The organism is Spirillospora sp. NPDC052242, from assembly GCF_040679555.1.
Classification (GTDB): domain Bacteria; phylum Actinomycetota; class Actinomycetes; order Streptosporangiales; family Streptosporangiaceae; genus Spirillospora.
In genome coordinates, this window is the sequence record NZ_JBFAUZ010000031.1 from 33810 (window position 1) to 50222 (window position 16413).

Here is a 16413-nt window from a genome sequence, read left to right on the forward strand (position 1 = left end):
GGTTCCCGGTGCGGGTCAGGCCGCCTTGCCGGCGGACCTCGCGATGGTGAGGGTGGTTTCGCGGGTGACGCCGTTGACCTCGACCGCGATCTTCACCGTGCCGGGGCGCAGCCCCGTCAGCTTCCCGGTGGACGGGTCGAACGCGGCGACGTGCCACCGGCGGGCGTCGTCCGGGTCACCGATGTGCAGGGTCGGCGAACCGGTCCAGTCGGCGCTCATCGGGTACGTCAGCGGCATGTCGCGGTCGTTCTGCCGCAGGGTGACCGTGACGTCGCCGGTCGAGCCGTCCGGGACGGTGCGGGGCGCCGCGAGCGTCAGCTCGTCCACGTGCGGGCGCACCTCGGCCTGGAGCCACTGCGGGCCGGCGGTGTACGGGTTGCGGCGGGTGCGGGCGATGTCGAGCCGGGACGGCGGGGTCACGCCGAACATCGTCCAGCCGGAGAAGCCGCCGTCGGCGGGGGACGCCGCGGCGTTCTTGCCCGAGTTGCCGTTGATGAACGACGGGACGCCGTCCACGCGGGACGCGTGGAACACGCCGACGTGGGCGTTGACCACGGCCGCGCCCTTGCCCGACTCGGCCCGGAACTCCGCGAGCCACTCCTCCAGCATCGCCGCCTCCTTGCGGTCGCCGAGCTGGCTGTTCTTGGACGGCAGCGGGTCGCGGGACGGGTGGTGGCCGAACACGACGACGGAGCCGATCGAGGAGTCGCGGCGGGCGCCGTCCAGGGCGGTCCGCAGCATGCGGATCTGGTCGAACGAACTGGTGCGGTACGTGCCGGTGGACGAGTCCAGCAGGACGAACCGGGTGCCCTTGTGATCGAACGTCCGGGACGGCTCGCCGAACGCCTTGCGGAAGTTGTCGATGGTGCCGGGGCCGTAGATCTCGTGGTTGCCCGGGACGTAGTAGTACGGCAGTTTCCCGCCGAGTTCCTCGTCGAGGATCCGTTTGGCGAGCGCGAAGTCGGCCTCGGTGCCGGTGTCGACGAAGTCGCCGTTGATGACGAGGAAGTCGGGCTCGGCGGCGAGCGCCTCGCGGAGGGTGCGGCGGGCGCGCTGCACGTAGACGCTGTCGGGGTTCGCCGCGACGAACTGGGCGTCCGACAGCACCGCGAACCGCCAGCGCCTGCCGTCGACGGTGCCGTCGCGGATCACCATCGGGTCGGCGGGGGCGCGCTGCGCGGGCGGCGTCTCCACCGACGGCGGCACCTTCGCGACGAAGTCGTCGATGAGGACCTCGCCGGTGTACTGGCGGTTCGCGGACGTCTCGATGGTGTAGAAGCGGTTCACCCTGATCGGGTACGCGACGGAGGCGGGCACCTGCATCTCCAGGTAGCGCCACCCCTCCCAGGTGATGTACGGGCCGTACAGCGAGTACGTCTGGTCGTTCGCGTCGGTGACGGTGAACGCCGTCCACTCGCCCTTGCCGTGGCCGTACACCCAGGCGCCGAGCGCCTGCGGCTGCCCCTCGATCTCGATGGGCTCCGGCGGGTACGCGTACGCGGTGCGGGTCGCGGTCGACTTGGTGAAGTCGTACGACAGCCGCAGCCCGCCGCCGGTGCGGCCCTCGCCGACCGGTTCGACCGCGCCCGAGCCGCGCGCGGTTCCGAACCGCCACCGGGCGGCGTCGTCGAACGTCGCGATCGTCCGCTGGTCGAGGCCGACGCTGATCGGCACGGTCGTCCGGTGGCCCTTGACCTCGATGGTGACGAGCGTGGAGCCGGACGCCTTGCGCGGCGTCACCGTGAACGCGCCGCCCGCGCCGGGCTCGATGTCCAGCAGGGACGTGTCGTAGGTGAGCTTCGTGTCGGACGGTTCGATAGGGGCGGTGAAGCCCTGCCCGTCGAAGCCGACGACGCCGAAGGCGCCGGTGCCGTCCTGCCCGGAGATCGTCACCCGGTCGGTGGTGGCGCCGACGCGGGCCAGTTCGCCGAGCACGGTGAGCGTGACCTTGCCGCGGGCGCGTCCGTCGACGGCGTGCACGGTGACGGCGCCGGCGCGGCGGGCGCGGAACACGCCGTCGCGGGTGACGCGGCCCTGCGGCCCGGTCGCGATCCAGCGCGGGTCGCCCTCGGCGGGGCCCTGCGCCTCGTCGTGGCCGCGCGCGACGAGCTTGCGGGTCAGCCCGGGGAACACCCGGTCGGGACGGCCGCCGCGGGTCGGGCCCACGCCGGGCGCGTCGGCGGGGTCGGCGGCGGGCTCCACCCAGAAGCCCCGCAGCTTCCCGCTGCCCTCGGCGAACAGCCCGATGCCGTTCGGGGTGTGGCGCTCGGCGCCGTCGGACGGCTGGTTCTCCACCTGGCCGCGGGCCTGGCCGGGCTCGCGTGCCAGCAGCGTGGAGGAGCCGCCGCCGTCGAGGTTGACGGCGTTGTGGGCGCCGGCCTCCTTCATCAGCGCGCCCATCTCGGCGAGCGTCACGCCGCGGCTGTCGATCTGGCGGCCGTCCACGGTCATGAGGATCATGCGGCGGCCGTCCGCGCTGAAGCCCACGGCGGTGCGGGGGTGGACCGCGGGGTCGGTGATCGCGGGGACCGCGCCGTCCCGGACGAGGACCTGGTTGCCGCCGATGGCGAACTCCGCGTCCTTCGCGGACGAGCGGGCCTTGTAGGCCATCGTCACCGGGTCGCCCGGCTTCAGCGTGCGCAGCAGGTCGCCGCCCGCCTCCCGGCCGAGCATGACGAACCCGTCGTCGGGGATCGTGCCCTCGCCGGGGGCGTCGCTCACCGACACGACCTTGCCGTCCATGACCAGGACCTCGGCGACCCGCTGGGCGCCGTCGGCGAGGGACCGGCCGCGGGTGGCGGTCCCCCACATGGAGGTGAACGCGCCGATGCCGTCCTTCTGCACGCGGGACGCGTTGAACTGGCCGAGGGGCGCCTTGCGGCCGCCGGGCAGGGTGAGTTCGCCCTCCAGCAGCATGTCGGCGATCTGCCCGAGCCCGTCGACGCCGACCCCGGCGGTCTTGGTGGACGAGCCGGGGTTCGCCGACTTGACGAGCTTCCCGTCGTTGACGGCCGCGCCGTTGGCCGCGCCGGTGTTGTTGATGTCGAAGAAGTCGCCGTTCACGCCGGCGATGGCGCCGGCCTTCGCGGCCTGCTCGGACAGCGGCGCGGTGGCGGCGACCGGGCCCGGGGACAGGTAGTCCGCCCGGACGGGCGCGCCGAGGTCAACGTCGATCTGGTCGGCGCGCAGCCAGCCCTTGGCGTCCAGCCGGTCGAACGAGGTCAGGACGGTGCCGGGCGCGACCGGGCGCTGCATCCGCTCGGTCTCCAGCGCCTCGCCGGCGGCCGCGGCGGCGCGGCCGTCCGGCAGCAGCAGGCGGTCCACCTCCCGGACGACGGGCGAGGACGGGTCGGGCGGCGCGCCGAGCCGGGGCGGCGGCCCCGGCGGTGCGGCGAGCGACGGCGCGGCCGTGCCCGCGAGAAGCGCGGCGGCGGCCGTGAGCACGGCGATCGGCCGTGCGGCGTACGGCGTCGCGGACGGTGGTCGGCGCCGCGCGGGGTGCGCGCGGCGGCGTCGGTGCAGGTGCGGTGTCACGTGCCCCTCCTCGAGGCCCAGGGCGGGAACGTCCCGGCGACTGGCCGCCCAAGCCAAGCCCGCCCGCGCGGCGCCGGATGGTGGCGCAGGTGACGGACGGGCCAACACCGCTCAAATGATCATCCTGGTGCGCGCGGCGATGCGGCGGTCCGGCGCGGCGGCGTCCACGGGAACACCTGATTTAGACGAGCATCTAATTTGACACACGTCTATTCAGCGAGGCAGACTCGAAGTTGTTTAGAGGAGCATCTAATCAGCATCCGGAGCACGAAGGAGCGAACCGATGAACACCCAGGACGGTTGCTGCGGAGTGAACGCCTGCTGCACCGACGCCGAGCGGCCCCAAGCCCCCGGCGTCACCGCCCACCAGGCCAAGACCGACGCCGGCTGCGGCTGCGTGTCCACGGCCGCACCGGCGCCCCCGGACGGTCACGGCAGCAGGCCCGCGAAGCGTTCGTCGACCTCCTCCGGCGTGAGGCCGAAGTCCGCGAGGGAGTAGCGGTGCGACGGACGGGCGGCGCCGCTCGTGCTCTCGGCCTGCAGGCGCTCCATCGCCGCGCGCGCGTCGTCGCCGAACGGCAGCCCGAAGCGCGCGTAGACCGACGCGACCGTCCCGATCGGGTCGCGGACGAAGTCGTCGTAGTGGACGTCGGCGAACCGCGCGGGATCGTGCCGGGCCCGCTCGGCGCGGAACGCGGCGAGGCCCCGGCTCCACAGGTCGAGCTGGTCGCGGCCGAGCGTCGCGCCGGTGAAGACGTCCGACCAGCCGGCGGTGGCGTGCGCGGCGAGGCTGCACATCGACGCCATGGCGGTGCGCGGCTCCCGGTGCGTCTGCACGATCAGCGCGTCCGGGTAGACCTCGAGGAGCGCGTCGAGGGCGAACAGGTGGCTCGGGTTCTTCAGCACCCAGCGCCGCCCGGGGTCGTTCATCCCGATCAGCTCCAGGTTGCGGCGGTGCCTGCGGTACGCGGGCGTCCAGTCCTGCCCGGCGAGCCAGGCCGAGTAGGACGGGACGTGCGCGAGGCTTTCGAACGAGATCGACCGCATGCTCTGCCGGAGGAGCTGCCAGCACTCCTCGACGGTGTCCGCCGCGATGTAGTGGACGCCCATGAACTCGGGGTTCTCGACGTGGTGCCGCCGGTAGCCCGCGTCGATCGCCCGGTAGACCGGGTCGTCCGCCCAGGTGTCGCGGGGCGGGCGCGGCTGCGGCACCTCCGCCAGCCACACCTCGAGGCCCTGGTGGGCGGGGTCGGCGGTGAGCAGCCGGTGCAGCGCGGTGGTGCCGGTGCGCGGCAGCCCGGTGACGAAGATCGGACGTTCGAGGGGCGCGTCCGCGTGCCCGGGGTGCCGCCGCCAGGCGGCCTCCGACCACAGCCGGGCCACGAGGGCGCCGCGCAGGATGGCGCGCTGCGCCTTGTTCCCGGCGGGGGTGAGCGCCGCCTCCCGGGCGTAGGAGTCGAGCAGCGCCTCGAGGCCGTCGGTGTAGTCGTCGGCGCCGAAGTCGTCCAGGTGGGTGATCTTGCGGGCGGAGGCGTGCAGGTCCTCGACGGTGCCGAGGGTCGCGCGTCCGGACGCCATCGGTGCTCCTTTCAGTGGTGCCACTCGCCGCAGTTGACGTCGAGGCACTGCCCGGTGACGGCGCGGGCGAGCGGGGACAGCAGGAACATCACGGTGTCGGCGATCTCGTCGGGCTCGGGCAGCCTGCCGAGGTCGGTGGTCGCGGCGGCCTCCTCGTAGACCGTCCGCGTCGGGACGTCCCGCGCCCGGGCGAGCTGCTTGAAGTACCACTTCAGGTTGGGCGCCCAGATGTAGCCGGGGGCGACGGTGTTGACGCGGACGCCCTGCGGCCCGAGCTCGGTGGCGAGGCTCTGCGCCATCGACAGCAGCGCCGACTTGGCCATCTTGTAGGCGCCGTAGGTGCGGCGGGAGTGCCGCAGCACCGCCGAGTTGATCATCACGACGGAGCCGTCCCGGTCGGCGAGCGCGGGCGCCAGCAGCCGGGTGAGCCGCAGCGCGGCCAGCACGTTCGTCTCGAAGCCCGCGCGGACGGCGTCCAGGTCGACCGTCGCGAGGTCCTCCAGCGGCGGGGTCGCGAACGCGTTGTTCACCAGCCCGTCGACCCGCCCGAACGTCTCCAGGGCGGTGTCGGCGAGCCGGGCGCACGCCGCCGCGTCGGTGATGTCGGTCGGGACGGCCAGCGCGCGGCGCCCGAGCTCCTTCACGTCCGCGGCGACCTCCGCGAGCCGTTCCTCGTTCCGCGCGGCCAGCACCAGGTCGGCGCCCGCCGCCGCGCAGCGGACGGCGAGCGCGCGGCCGAGACCGGGGCCGACGCCCGACACCACGACGACCCGGTCGGCGAGCGGCGCCGCGAGCAGCGGATCCGCCATCAGCCGAGCATCCTTCGGGCGACGGCGACCTGCCGGGCCGCGATCCGGTCGCGCCACTCGTCCGGGCCGACGCGCTGGTGCCCGTGGTGCGGCAGCCGGTCGGGCAGCGCGTCGAACGGCATCACCTCGACGGACGGGCCGTCGGCCGGGGTGAGGTCGCGGGCGAGCCGCTGCCAGCGGAACTGCAGGTAGCCGCGCCGGTGGCCGGTGGTCTCGATCCAGTTCGCGAGGCCGGGATCGCGCTCGCCGACGACGTACCGGATCATGCCGTCGGGGTCGACGCGGGCCTGGTCGGCGGTGAGGCTCGTCTGGTGGTTGATGTAGTCGAGCGACACGTACCACATGCTCCCGAGCTGGAAGCCCTGGTAGGGCGCGACCGCCTTGTCGGCGGCGGGCACGGTGATCACCATGACCTCGTCGTCCGCCAGGTCGTAGTGGCCGACGGACGAGTACTGGGTGGCGAGCCCGCCCGGGGTGAGGCGCGGCTCGGTCAGCGTGTTGACCGGCAGCCGCAGGTAGTGCCACTCGGGGAACGCCAGGAACGTGCGGATCCGGGCCACGAGCATCCGCCCCGCCACGTCGAACCGCCGGGCCATCGCGTCCGCCGACACCGGGGGCGGGGACGTCCCGAGCGTGTCGGCGCGGTGGATGCGGATCTCGCCGGGCCGCTCGGTCGCCCAGTCGCTGAACACCTCGCGGACGATCAGCATCGCCGAGCCGGGCGCGAGCGCGAAGTACCCCGGGCCCGCGTCCGGGCGCGGCGGGCCGAACCGCACCCGGTACTCGCCGTCCGGGCCGATGTCCAGCTCGCGGTCGTCGAACGCGGTGAGGCTGTCGGGCGACGCGGTCGGCGAGTAGTCGCCGTTCATCACCTGGAAGCTCAGGTCGGCGGTGGTTCCGCGGCGGCCGGTCACCACGTACTCGGCGTCGTCGCGGATGTAGGCGTGGAAGTAGAGGGTGTCGGGGTTGTCGAGGCCCAGCTTGCTGTAGGGGCCGGTCGACGCGGCGAAGTACGGGAAGTCCTTCTGGTAGGCGCCCACCATGTGCAGGGACGCCTTGATGCTGCCGGCGAGGTAGTCCAGCCCCTCGGCGAGGTCCTGCTCGGTCCGGACGTGCGGGGCGGCGCGGATCACCCGCTCCGCCTCGGCGATCGCCGCGGCGAACCCGCGCGTGGCGGCGGTGTCCGGGTCGGCGTCGGACGAGTCTGCGTCGGACGGATCGGCGTCGGACGGGACGGTCTCGGGCGGGACGGTCTCGGGCGGTTCGACTGACCGGGTCGGTTCGGTGGTCACCGGGCTCCTCGGGTTGGCGGCACGGCCCGCGCCGGCGCACGGCGGATCATCGACTGTGGGCGGGATACTAGAACGCGTTCTACCTCAGGTCAACGGGTCCGCGCGGCCCGGCCGCACGGCGGCGTCACGCGGCGCCCGGCACCGGGGTGGTGAACTTCAGGCTCGGCACGTCGTCCAGCGACACCGTGTACTCGTAGGTGCGCCGGTGCCCGGTGCGCTCGACCCGCCACCGGCCGTCCTCCCCGCGCACGTAGGCGTCGGTGTAGTGCGCCGCGCCGCGGATCAGCAGCCGCGCCTCGGGGATGATGATCGAGTCGTCCAGCGACCAGATGCCGGTGGCCCGGTCGCCGTCCACGTCGATCTCGGGCTGCCCGGCCGTGTGCGTGGTGATGCTCCCGGGCCCGAGGTTCTTGCGCATGTACGCGACGATGGCGTCCCGCCCCTCGAGCCGCAGCGTGCGGCCCAGCACCGGGGTGTCGTACTCGGCGACGGCGTCCGGGGTGAAGACCTCGGCGAACTCGTCCCACAGCTTGAGGTCGACGCAGCGCAGGTAGCGGTGCTTCAACCGGCGGATCTCTTCCAGCGCGACCAAATCCATGCGCACAGCCTGCTCGCCCCGCACGGATTAAGCAATAACACGTTCTACTAACGTGAGGCACTTACGGTAACGAATAGAATGCGCCTCGTGGCAACGGTGACGAGGGCGGGGGTCCGGTGAGCGCGGACGGCGGCGGGCTGCGGCAGGCGATGCGGGCGCGCGACCCCGGCGAGGAGCACCGCGCCGCGACCCCGCTGGAGCTGCTGTTCGACCTGACGTTCGTCGTCGCGGTCGCGCAGGCCGCCGCCGGGCTGCACCACGAACTCGCCGAGGGCCGCCTCGGCTCCGGCCTGCTCGGCTACGTCGCGGTGTTCTTCGCGATCTGGTGGGCCTGGATGAACTTCACCTGGTTCGCCTCCGCCTACGACACCGACGACGCCCTCTACCGGGTGCTGACGCTGCTGCAGATGGGCGGCGTCCTCGTCCTCGCCGCCGGGGTCGAGGAGGCCCTGACCGACTACGACTTCACGCTCGTCACCGTCGGCTACGTCGTCATGCGGCTCGCGATGATCGCGCAGTGGCTGCGCGCCGCCGCCGAGCACCCCGCCGGCCGGTCCGCCACCCTCCGCTACGCCGCCGGGATCGCGCTCGTCCAGGCCGGCTGGGTCGGACGACTCTGGCTCCCGGACGACGTCGCCATGATCGGCTTCGCGGTGCTGGTGGTCGCGGAGCTGGCGGTGCCGTCGTGGGCGGAGGCCCGCGGCCGGATGACGAGCTGGCACCCCGGGCACATCGCCGAACGGTACGGGCTGCTCACGATCATCGTGCTCGGCGAGGTCATCCTCGCGACCCTCAACGGCGTGCGGGCGGTGGCGTCCGAACACGGCTTCTCCGCCCCCGTCGTGATGATCGCGGCCGGCGGCCTGCTGCTCGTGTTCGCGCTCTGGTGGCTCTACTTCGGCGGCGAGGTGGAGGCGCTCCCGTCGCTGCGCGTCGCGCTCGCCTGGGGATACGGGCACTACCTGGTGTTCGCGTCGATCGCCGCGATCGGCGCGGGCCTGGAGGCGGCGCTGGACGTCACCGAGCACCACGCGCACGTGTCCGTGCGGGCCGTCGCGCTCGCCGTCGCGGTGCCGGTCGCGGTGTTCCTGCTGGTCCTGATGCCGCTGCAGCACCTCGTCCGGGCGGGCGCGGCCGTCCATCGGCTGGCCTTCCTCGCCGGGGCCGCCGCCGTCGTCGCGCTGGGGTTCGCCGCCCCGGAGACCGGCGTGGGCGGCGCGGTCCTCGGCATGGGCCTCGCCGCCGCGACCGTCGTCGCCCTGTGCGTCACGGCCGACCACCGCCGCCCCCGGTCCGGCCGCCGGGACGGCACCGGGATCAGCCCAGCAAGGCGTTGATCGCCTGGTCGATCAGCAGCTCGATCGCGAACCGGACGATCTCCTTGAAGATCGGGATCTGCGCCAGCGAGGCCCCGAACGTCACGACGGCCGTCGCGATCGCCTGCGCGATCGCGATCGCCAGCATGATCAGCTGGATGATGACGTTGATCTTCAAGGCGAGCACGATGCCCGCGCACAGGAAGAACGCCGCGCCGACGAGCGTCGCGCCCGTCGCGGCGTCCTCCAGGACCGACTTCGGCGAGTCCTCCTCGCCCCACGCCTTGCGGAACGCCTCGATGTCGTCGCCCTTGTTCGCCGACATCACCTGCTGCGCCGCGCCGTCCGCCTCGGACACCACGCCCCGGACCTTCCCGGAGAACTCCATCCAGGTGGACCCGAGGTCGAACAGCTTCGTCTCGTCCGCCTCCGGCCAGGTATAGCCCAGCATGCCCAGCAGCGAGATCAGCTCGCCCGGAAGCTGCAGTCCCATGTCACCTCACCGGGTCGTGCCGCTCAACGGTCACTTGCCGCCGCCGCGAACCTTGGAAATGGCGTCGTTGAACGCCTGGCTGATCATCGTCATCTGGCGCAGGCTCTCGTTCTGGATCTCCTCGACCTGCTTGTTCAGCCGGTCGACGTCCACCGCCTGGCCCGCCGCGTCGGCGGCGTTGCTCCGCAGGTCGTCCAGCGCGGCGTTCGCGGCCGTCACCAGGTGCTCGCCCAGTTCCTCCGCCGACAGCCGCATCGCGCGCGGGTTGATCTCGACCTTCTTCAGCCGGCCGCCGGACACCGCGGTGACCTTGACCCGGCCGTCGCCCGCCTCGCCGACGCCCTCGACGGTCTCGGCGTCGCCCGTCCCGGGTGCGGTCTTGCCCTGCCGCATCGACTCCAGCGCCTTGCGGGCCTCGGTCAGCATGCGGTCGAGGTCGTTGCTCGCAGAGTCCACGAAACCGCACCTTCCTTGATCGACCCATCGAGCAGGATCCTAACCACCGTAGGCCCCATACGCGACATATGACGGTCAATCACCGCAACGGCCGGTCATGCCGCCAGTCACGGCCGCCGCGCCTTTCGGCGTCCCGCCCGCCGAGCCTTTCGGCGTCCCGCCCGAACCCGGACGGTCACACCTGCTGCACACCGGTCCCGTTCAGCGCCGCCGAGATCGACGTGACCTCGCCGACCATCTGCTGTTCGGCCTTCTCGTGGTTGTCGGCCATCGCGATCAACTTCTCGCCGTACCCCGACAGTTCCTCGGCCGACCCGGCGAACGACTCGTCCGCCTGCGCCTCAATGGCCGTATAGGACTCGCCGATCAGCATGCCGATGTCGTCGGCGCCCCAGGGCTGCCCCATGCCCTGCACGGTCGACTTCAGGCCCGACCACTCCTGGTTGAGCCGATCGCCCGCCGCCGACAGGGCCTTCGCCGCGCTGCGCAGCGTCTCCGGACGGACCTCGTACCCGTTTACTGTCATCCTCTGCCCCGATCCCGCGATCCGGCACCGTTCACGACGTACGCACAGAATACGCGTCCCCCGATCACCGGAACAGCGCCGCGGGTCTCCGCGCGAAGCCGCACGTCACGGGCCCGGGAGACCGCACGTTTATACTCCCGTGCGAACAACTCAAGCTCGAGGGGGGATCCCACTGAGCCGGCGGAAAACCCGTACCGTACCGCGACCGCGTCCCGGCCTTCCGTGCACCCGCCTCGGGCACCGCGAAGCCGCCCCGCTCCGCCCTTCGCTCCCGCAGCGGCACGTGCGCTTCCACGGGCTCACGACCGCCCGAGGCGACCGCGGATGAGTCCCCCCAGAAAAGGGAACGACAACCTCGGCGTCGGCACCGGCAGAGCCGCCGGTGTATTCGGAAAGGTCGCCGGAAAACTGTTCGTCGTCCCCAACCGCAAAGGGAAAGTCGTCGTTCTCGATCCGAAATCGATCGACAGCGACACGCGCGCCCGGTGGCGCCGCGAACGGAAGGGCGGGGGCGGCGAGACCGTCCAGAGCCGGAAACTGGATCCGAACGACCCCAACCTAGACGACCGCGACCGCGAAATGCTCGACGCCATCGCCAAGGCGCGCCTGCACGCCGGCGACGACAACCCCGGGGTGAACTACAATGCCATCCGGTACATCGACGGAAACGGCGAGGAGCGCATTCTCGTCTCGCGGAGCGACGGCGTGCACTCCGAACGATTCGCCACGAACTTTCTACTCGACGACAATGTCCGCAAGGAGGATATTAAAGATCTGGTGACGGAACGAGGCCCGTGCGTCAAGAATCCCGCATGCTCACAATGGGTGCTGCGCAACACCGCGGACCAGGACGGCAACGGGGCCTACCATAACCCCGCGAACGTCGCCCATGTGGCGGACTACCAGGCGGGCAGCAATCTCAACAACAATCGACAGGCCACGAAGGATGTGAAACAGTGGGTGGACAGCGTATTCGCCCCGAATTCCCCGTGGCGGCTGTAGCATTGGACACCGAGGATCGGCATGGCACCGGAACTGACTTTTGAAACACTGCGCGACACCTTTACGGAAACCGACATCGTGCGGCCCTCCGCGGAGTCGCTCCCCGGCGAGATCACCCATCAGGCGACCCGGGACTTCCTTTCGGGCACGGGCCTGCCCCGGACACTGCGGAACGGCGCGGTCGACATCGACGACCTCACCGGCCGCGGCTGGCAGACCCTCACCGCCCTGTGGGAGGAAATCCGCCCCCACGGCTGGACCTGGACGATGCCGGAGAATCCCGAACACTGGTTCTCCCTGGGCGGGATCTTCGGCCTGGGGCTCCTCGTCCTGAACGGGGAAACCGGCCAGGTGTGGATCATCCCGGAGAGCGACGAGGGAGACCTGACGCCGATCCACAGCGGTGTCGACACGCTCGCCTACTACATGTACGCGATCGAACGGGACCGCGAACGCTACAGCCGCGAATTCGCCCTCGCGATCGAACGGGACGCCGACGACCCCCGCGACGAATTCGACGTCTACCTCGACACGGCCCGCGCGCTCGCGACCGAACTCCACGACGTCGACCCCACCCCGTTCGTCAACGGAACCGACGAGGCCTGGGAAGACGACGGCGAGGGACCCTGGGCGTGGATCTTCCGAGACATCTCCGAGGGAGGATGGTCCGCCTAGGAACGTCTTGGCGGTACGGTACCGAACCGGCCGGCGGCTGAGACCGGTCACCATCTCGGAAGGAAAGCGTGACGAACCAGGCGCCTCTCAACGTGGGCGCGGGCCGGCTCCCGGCCATGGCGACCCTCCGCCGCTGGGCACAGGACCTCCTGCGCCCCGCCCTGTGCCTGGTGACGGGCTCCCCCTCCTCCGGGAAAACCCGCCTGATCGCCGAACTGATGGCGGACGACGCGTTCGCCGCGCGCTTCCACGCGTTCGTCCCGCTCCGCGGCATGACCCTCGCGTCGGCCACCTGGGCCCTCGCCGAACAGCTCAGCCTCCCCGGCGAGACGCCCGAAGGGCTGCTCGCCGTCCTCGCCGCGGACGCCCGGCGCACCACGATCGTCACCCCGTCCCTCGACGAGAGCGGCGTCCTCTGCGACGGCGCGGAAGCGAAGAAGATCGTCGAGTCGCTCCTGCGGCCGCTGACCGAACTCCGCCACGTCCGCCTCCTCGTCGAGGCACGTCCCGAACACCTCGCGGCGTTCCCCGCGCACGCCGACGTCGTCGACCTGGACGACCCCCGGTACACCGACCGGGCCGCGTTCACCGAATGGCTCCGGCGCACCGCCGCCGCCATGCGGGCCGACCCCCGCCTCGCCGCGGCCGCCGCGCGGTACTACCCGAACGCCGGCCTCGCCGAGCTGGTCCTCCGCGCGGGCCCCGGCGACGACGTCGTGGGCCGCTGGCTCCGCCTCGTCCACCCGCAGGCCTGGCCGGCCGTGGAGGCGCTCGCGTCCGCCTACGAGGAACTCGACGCCGACACCTGGTACCGCTGGACGACCGCGCTCACCGGCGACCCGCAGCGCGCCCGCGCCGCCGTCACCGCGGTCGTCCCGCTCGTCCAGCGCGTCGGCGACGGGTACCTCCTCGGCTGCCGGCCCGCCGTCGAGGCCGTCCGGCGCGTCCGCACCCCCCAGATCACCGCCCACATCGACCGGGCGCTGGGCGCGAGCCTGTACGCGTCCGTCCCGCAGGCCGGCGGCAGGCCCGACTGGTCCCGCGCGTCCGGCTACATCGTGCGGCACCTCGCCCGCCACGCCGTCGAGTCCGGCGTCGCCCGGCGGCTCCTCGCCGACGCGGGCTTCCTCGTCCACGCCGAACCCATCGGGGTGACCGGCGCGCTCGAAGCGGTCCCCGGCCCCGTCACCGACGCCTGGCTGTCGGTCGGCGGCGGCCTGATCTCCGCGGACTCGCCCGCCGAACGCGCGGCCGTCCTCCGGCTCGGCGCCCTGTCCCTCCAGGACGGCACCCTCGCCTCCCACCTCGCCTACTACGGCCGGAACGCCACATGGATGCCCGCATGGGGCAACGTCCGTCCCGGCGACACCTGGCCGGGCGCCGTCGCCTGCCTCGCCCTCGGCACCGAGCCGGGCGTCCTCCACGGCGCGAGCATCGACGGCCCCGTCCACACGTTCTCCACCACGGACGGCGCCGTCCTCGGCCGGACGCCCGCGAACGCCGGGACCGCGCGCGGCCTCGTCCCCCTCCCCGACGGCACCCTCCTCCGCCTCGACTCGTCCGGCGCCCTCACCCGGCTCGGCCCGGACCCGGACGACGGCCTCCTCGCCCGCCTCACCGGGAACGCGCCCCTCAGCGCCCTCGGCGCCGACCCCGCCGCCTCCACGATCGTCCTCGGCGACCGCTCCGGCGCCCTGCACGCCGTCCGCCCCGGCACCGACGAGCCCGCCGACCGGTGCGACACCCCGTTCGGCCCCATCCAGGCCGTCACCTGCCTCACCACCCCCGGCGCCCGCCTCGCCGTGTTCGCCGGCTCGGACGGCGCCGTCCGCATGTGGAACATCGGCGCCGACCTCCTCGACCAGCCGGCCGCCCGGCGCCCCACGGCCGTCTCCGCCGTGACCTCCGCGCTCCTCCCCGACGGCCCCGCCTTCGCCGCCGCATGGGTCGACGGCTGGATCTGGTTCTGGCGCTCGTCCCAGGAGGAGATGCTGCTCACCCCCTTCGGGCGCCCCGTCCGCACCCTCGCCCTGGACCCCGACGGGACGCTCTACACCGGCGGCGCCTTCGGCGTCGTCGCGCTCCGCGGACGTCCCGCCGCGACCGTCCCCGCGAACTGAGAGACTGGCGGCATGACGGAAGACCTGGGACCCCGTTTGCAGAAGCAGTTCGGCCCGAAGGGCCTGCGGCCCCTCACCCCGCAGTCCCTCGCCGGCACGGCCGCCCCGCCCGCCGCCGCCGCGCCCCTCGCCGCGGGCGTCCCCCTCCAGGTCGGCCCGTACTTCACCGCGACCGACGGGGAGACGCTCGCCCTCGGCGACCACGCCGCCGCCACCGGCGCCCGCCGCCTCTCCCCCACGCTCTCCACCTGGTGCCGCCTCGGCACCGACCAGGGCGCCGAACTCTGCGTCGGCCCCTCCGGCGCCGTCCAGGCGATCTTCATCGTCACCGACGCCGCCCCCCTGCACGTCAACGACACCGTCGAAGCCTTCCTCGACTCCCTCATCGCCCTCGACCGCGCGCTCCCCGTCCTCCGCTCCCCCGGCCGCAAGGACCCCGTCGACGTCTTCCGCGAACTCCGCGCCCGCCTCCTCCAGATCGACGCCGCCGCCCTCGACGACGACGAGTCCTGGTGGTCGCGCGTCCTCGAACTCATCCGGCACGCACTCAGCTTCCCCGCGTCCGTCGCCTTCGAGGTCGAAGGCATCGGCGGCCGCCGCCGCATCGAGACCGAACCCACCCGCGTCGGCGTCCAGCACCCCGAGCACCTGCTCTGGGACCGCCTGCAGGCCGAAGGCGTCCGTCCGGAACAGATCACCCGCGTCTACACCGAACTCGAACCCTGCTTCATGCCCGGCAACTACTGCGCGATGTGGCTCAAGCGATTCCCGAACGCCGAATTCACCTACAGCTTCGACTACGGCGCCACCGCCCAAGACCGCGAATCCGGCGTCCTCGCCCTAATGCGCCAAGCCACCACCAAGTAACACCGGCCTGCGCCGTCACCAGTAAAAATGAACCTCGACCACAAAATTCCAACCGGCGCTGGTCACCTGCTGGAACCGAACAACAGCCTTGTGCCCTTCCCGATAGAAGATCCGCTCGCACCCGTCCCGGAAGCACTCGGCGGCCTCCCTCTCGGTCATGCTCCCCACACCGCGCCCCAGCCAGTTCACGATGTCCTCGGCCGGTGACACCGCACACCCGCCGTACCCGGGAGCACACGCCTGCTCAAGACGCACGTAAGCCTCGTCGCTGTTCGCGAACCCCTGCGTACGCACAAGCGTGTCCGCGTAACCCGGCTCCCAACTCCAGTCCTCAAGGTACTGCCGAGGCCGGTACTCGCTGAAGTAGTACGCACCACCAACGCCACTCACCAACAGCACCACAAGCCCCACCAGCACCAGCGGCACGACCACAGCACTCTTCCGCCGCCGCGGCCGATAAGGCGGCAACCCCGCCCAGTACCCCGCCCCAGGCGGCACTCCACCCCCATAGGGCTGCCCACCTGGCGTAGGCCCACCCCGATAAGTCCCCCCAGGCGGCACCTGCCCCGGAACCGGCGACCCATAAGGCGGCTCGTTCATGCCGCGAGCGTACCGACCCTCCCCTCCCCACGCCCCCTCAAAGTGGCCGATATGGGCCACCACCAGCCCGGCAGCGAGCGGCGGAACCAACCTGTAGTCCAGAGACGGAAGCAACCGATCTACAGGTTGGGGTGATTGGCCGTGTCAGAGACCCACGAGGCCGCGCAGGAACAAGGGTCCGAAAGCGAAGCGTCCTGGCTCGGGCGTGGCGTAGCGCTTTTCACGCCGGTGTTCGCCGTGTTCGCAGGATGGCTCGCGGGTGTCGTCGCCCAACTCGTCCCTGGCGCCGACCTCGATGAAGCGCAGGTGACCACGTTCATGGTGGCCGCGACCACGGCAGCGCTCGGGTCCGGATGGAAATGGCTCCAAGGCTGGCAACAGCACGAGCGGTTCGTCGCAGAGGGGAAGGCCGCTCCACTGAAGCGCCCCAAGCCACCGCAGTGACCTCCGCCCTCAGGCCGATTTGGGCCGGAACCCTTACGCCACCGGACGGCACCTCTATCGTCGGTGTGTAACACGTTGCCGTCGCGTCCCCACCGGACGCCAG

At 72.2% G+C, this 16413-nt stretch carries 15 protein-coding genes; 6 read left to right on the forward strand and 9 right to left on the reverse strand.

Annotation, left to right across the window (positions count from 1 at the left end):
* Window positions 1–15 precede the first annotated feature (15 nt).
* The 5 genes from AB0L25_RS24515 to AB0L25_RS24535 all read right to left on the reverse strand — a co-directional run bounded on the left by AB0L25_RS24515 (window position 16) and on the right by AB0L25_RS24535 (window position 7811).
* Window positions 16–3534 carry a phosphodiester glycosidase family protein gene (locus tag AB0L25_RS24515; RefSeq protein WP_500175002.1) on the reverse strand — a complete coding sequence of 1173 codons (3519 nt, stop codon included), beginning with the start codon at window positions 3532–3534 and terminating at the stop codon, window positions 16–18.
* A gap of 429 nt (window positions 3535–3963) precedes the next feature.
* Window positions 3964–5112, reverse strand: coding sequence for a sulfotransferase family protein (locus AB0L25_RS24520; RefSeq protein WP_500175003.1), 1149 nt, complete (start codon window positions 5110–5112; stop codon window positions 3964–3966).
* A gap of 11 nt (window positions 5113–5123) precedes the next feature.
* Entirely contained in the window at window positions 5124–5921 is a 798-nt protein-coding gene (locus AB0L25_RS24525) for an SDR family oxidoreductase (protein ID WP_500175004.1), read from the reverse strand.
* Window positions 5921–7213 (reverse strand): hypothetical protein, encoded by a 1293-nt coding sequence (locus tag AB0L25_RS24530; RefSeq protein WP_500175005.1) that lies wholly within the window; start codon window positions 7211–7213, stop codon window positions 5921–5923. Before AB0L25_RS24530 ends, AB0L25_RS24525 begins: the two co-directional genes overlap by 1 nt.
* Window positions 7214–7337: 124 nt before the next feature.
* The gene (locus AB0L25_RS24535; protein ID WP_500175006.1) at window positions 7338–7811 is read right to left on the reverse strand and encodes a nuclear transport factor 2 family protein; all 474 of its coding nucleotides are present in this window, start codon (window positions 7809–7811) and stop codon (window positions 7338–7340) included.
* A 116-nt stretch (window positions 7812–7927) separates the two neighbouring features.
* On the opposite strand from AB0L25_RS24535, the gene AB0L25_RS24540 reads away from it, so the two are divergent.
* Window positions 7928–9148 carry a low temperature requirement protein A gene (locus AB0L25_RS24540; RefSeq protein ID WP_500175007.1) on the forward strand — a complete coding sequence of 407 codons (1221 nt, stop codon included), beginning with the start codon at window positions 7928–7930 and terminating at the stop codon, window positions 9146–9148.
* On the opposite strand, the gene AB0L25_RS24545 is transcribed toward AB0L25_RS24540, so the two are convergent.
* The 3 genes from AB0L25_RS24545 to AB0L25_RS24555 form a co-directional block, all read right to left on the reverse strand.
* Window positions 9129–9620: a WXG100-like domain-containing protein gene (locus tag AB0L25_RS24545; RefSeq protein ID WP_500175008.1), complete on the reverse strand. Its 492-nt coding sequence runs from the start codon at window positions 9618–9620 to the stop codon at window positions 9129–9131. The genes AB0L25_RS24540 and AB0L25_RS24545 overlap by 20 nt on opposite strands.
* 30 nt (window positions 9621–9650) lie before the next feature.
* Window positions 9651–10076: a YbaB/EbfC family nucleoid-associated protein gene (locus AB0L25_RS24550; protein ID WP_500175009.1), complete on the reverse strand. Its 426-nt coding sequence runs from the start codon at window positions 10074–10076 to the stop codon at window positions 9651–9653.
* Window positions 10077–10251: 175 nt separating this feature from the next.
* Entirely contained in the window at window positions 10252–10602 is a 351-nt protein-coding gene (locus AB0L25_RS24555; RefSeq protein WP_500175010.1) for a WXG100 family type VII secretion target, read from the reverse strand.
* Between the two features lie 324 nt (window positions 10603–10926).
* Between AB0L25_RS24555 and AB0L25_RS24560 the strand changes: the two genes are divergently transcribed.
* The 4 genes from AB0L25_RS24560 (at window position 10927) to AB0L25_RS24575 (ending at window position 15266) form a co-directional block, all read left to right on the forward strand.
* Window positions 10927–11604: a nucleic acid/nucleotide deaminase domain-containing protein gene (locus AB0L25_RS24560; protein WP_500175011.1), complete on the forward strand. Its 678-nt coding sequence runs from the start codon at window positions 10927–10929 to the stop codon at window positions 11602–11604.
* Between the two features lie 21 nt (window positions 11605–11625).
* Window positions 11626–12279, forward strand: a complete 654-nt coding sequence (locus AB0L25_RS24565; protein ID WP_500175013.1) for an SUKH-4 family immunity protein — start codon at window positions 11626–11628, stop codon at window positions 12277–12279.
* 68 nt (window positions 12280–12347) lie between these two features.
* Window positions 12348–14399, forward strand: a complete 2052-nt coding sequence (locus tag AB0L25_RS24570; RefSeq protein WP_500175014.1) for a hypothetical protein — start codon at window positions 12348–12350, stop codon at window positions 14397–14399.
* A 12-nt stretch (window positions 14400–14411) separates the two neighbouring features.
* Window positions 14412–15266 carry a nucleic acid/nucleotide deaminase domain-containing protein gene (locus tag AB0L25_RS24575; RefSeq protein WP_500175015.1) on the forward strand — a complete coding sequence of 285 codons (855 nt, stop codon included), beginning with the start codon at window positions 14412–14414 and terminating at the stop codon, window positions 15264–15266.
* Between the two features lie 15 nt (window positions 15267–15281).
* On the opposite strand, the gene AB0L25_RS24580 is transcribed toward AB0L25_RS24575, so the two are convergent.
* Window positions 15282–15692 (reverse strand): hypothetical protein, encoded by a 411-nt coding sequence (locus AB0L25_RS24580; RefSeq protein WP_500175016.1) that lies wholly within the window; start codon window positions 15690–15692, stop codon window positions 15282–15284.
* Window positions 15693–16007: 315 nt separating this feature from the next.
* Here AB0L25_RS24580 and AB0L25_RS24585 point away from each other — a divergent pair, with 315 nt between their 5' ends.
* The gene (locus AB0L25_RS24585; RefSeq protein ID WP_500175018.1) at window positions 16008–16310 is read left to right on the forward strand and encodes a hypothetical protein; all 303 of its coding nucleotides are present in this window, start codon (window positions 16008–16010) and stop codon (window positions 16308–16310) included.
* The last annotated feature ends 103 nt before the right edge of the window (window positions 16311–16413 follow it).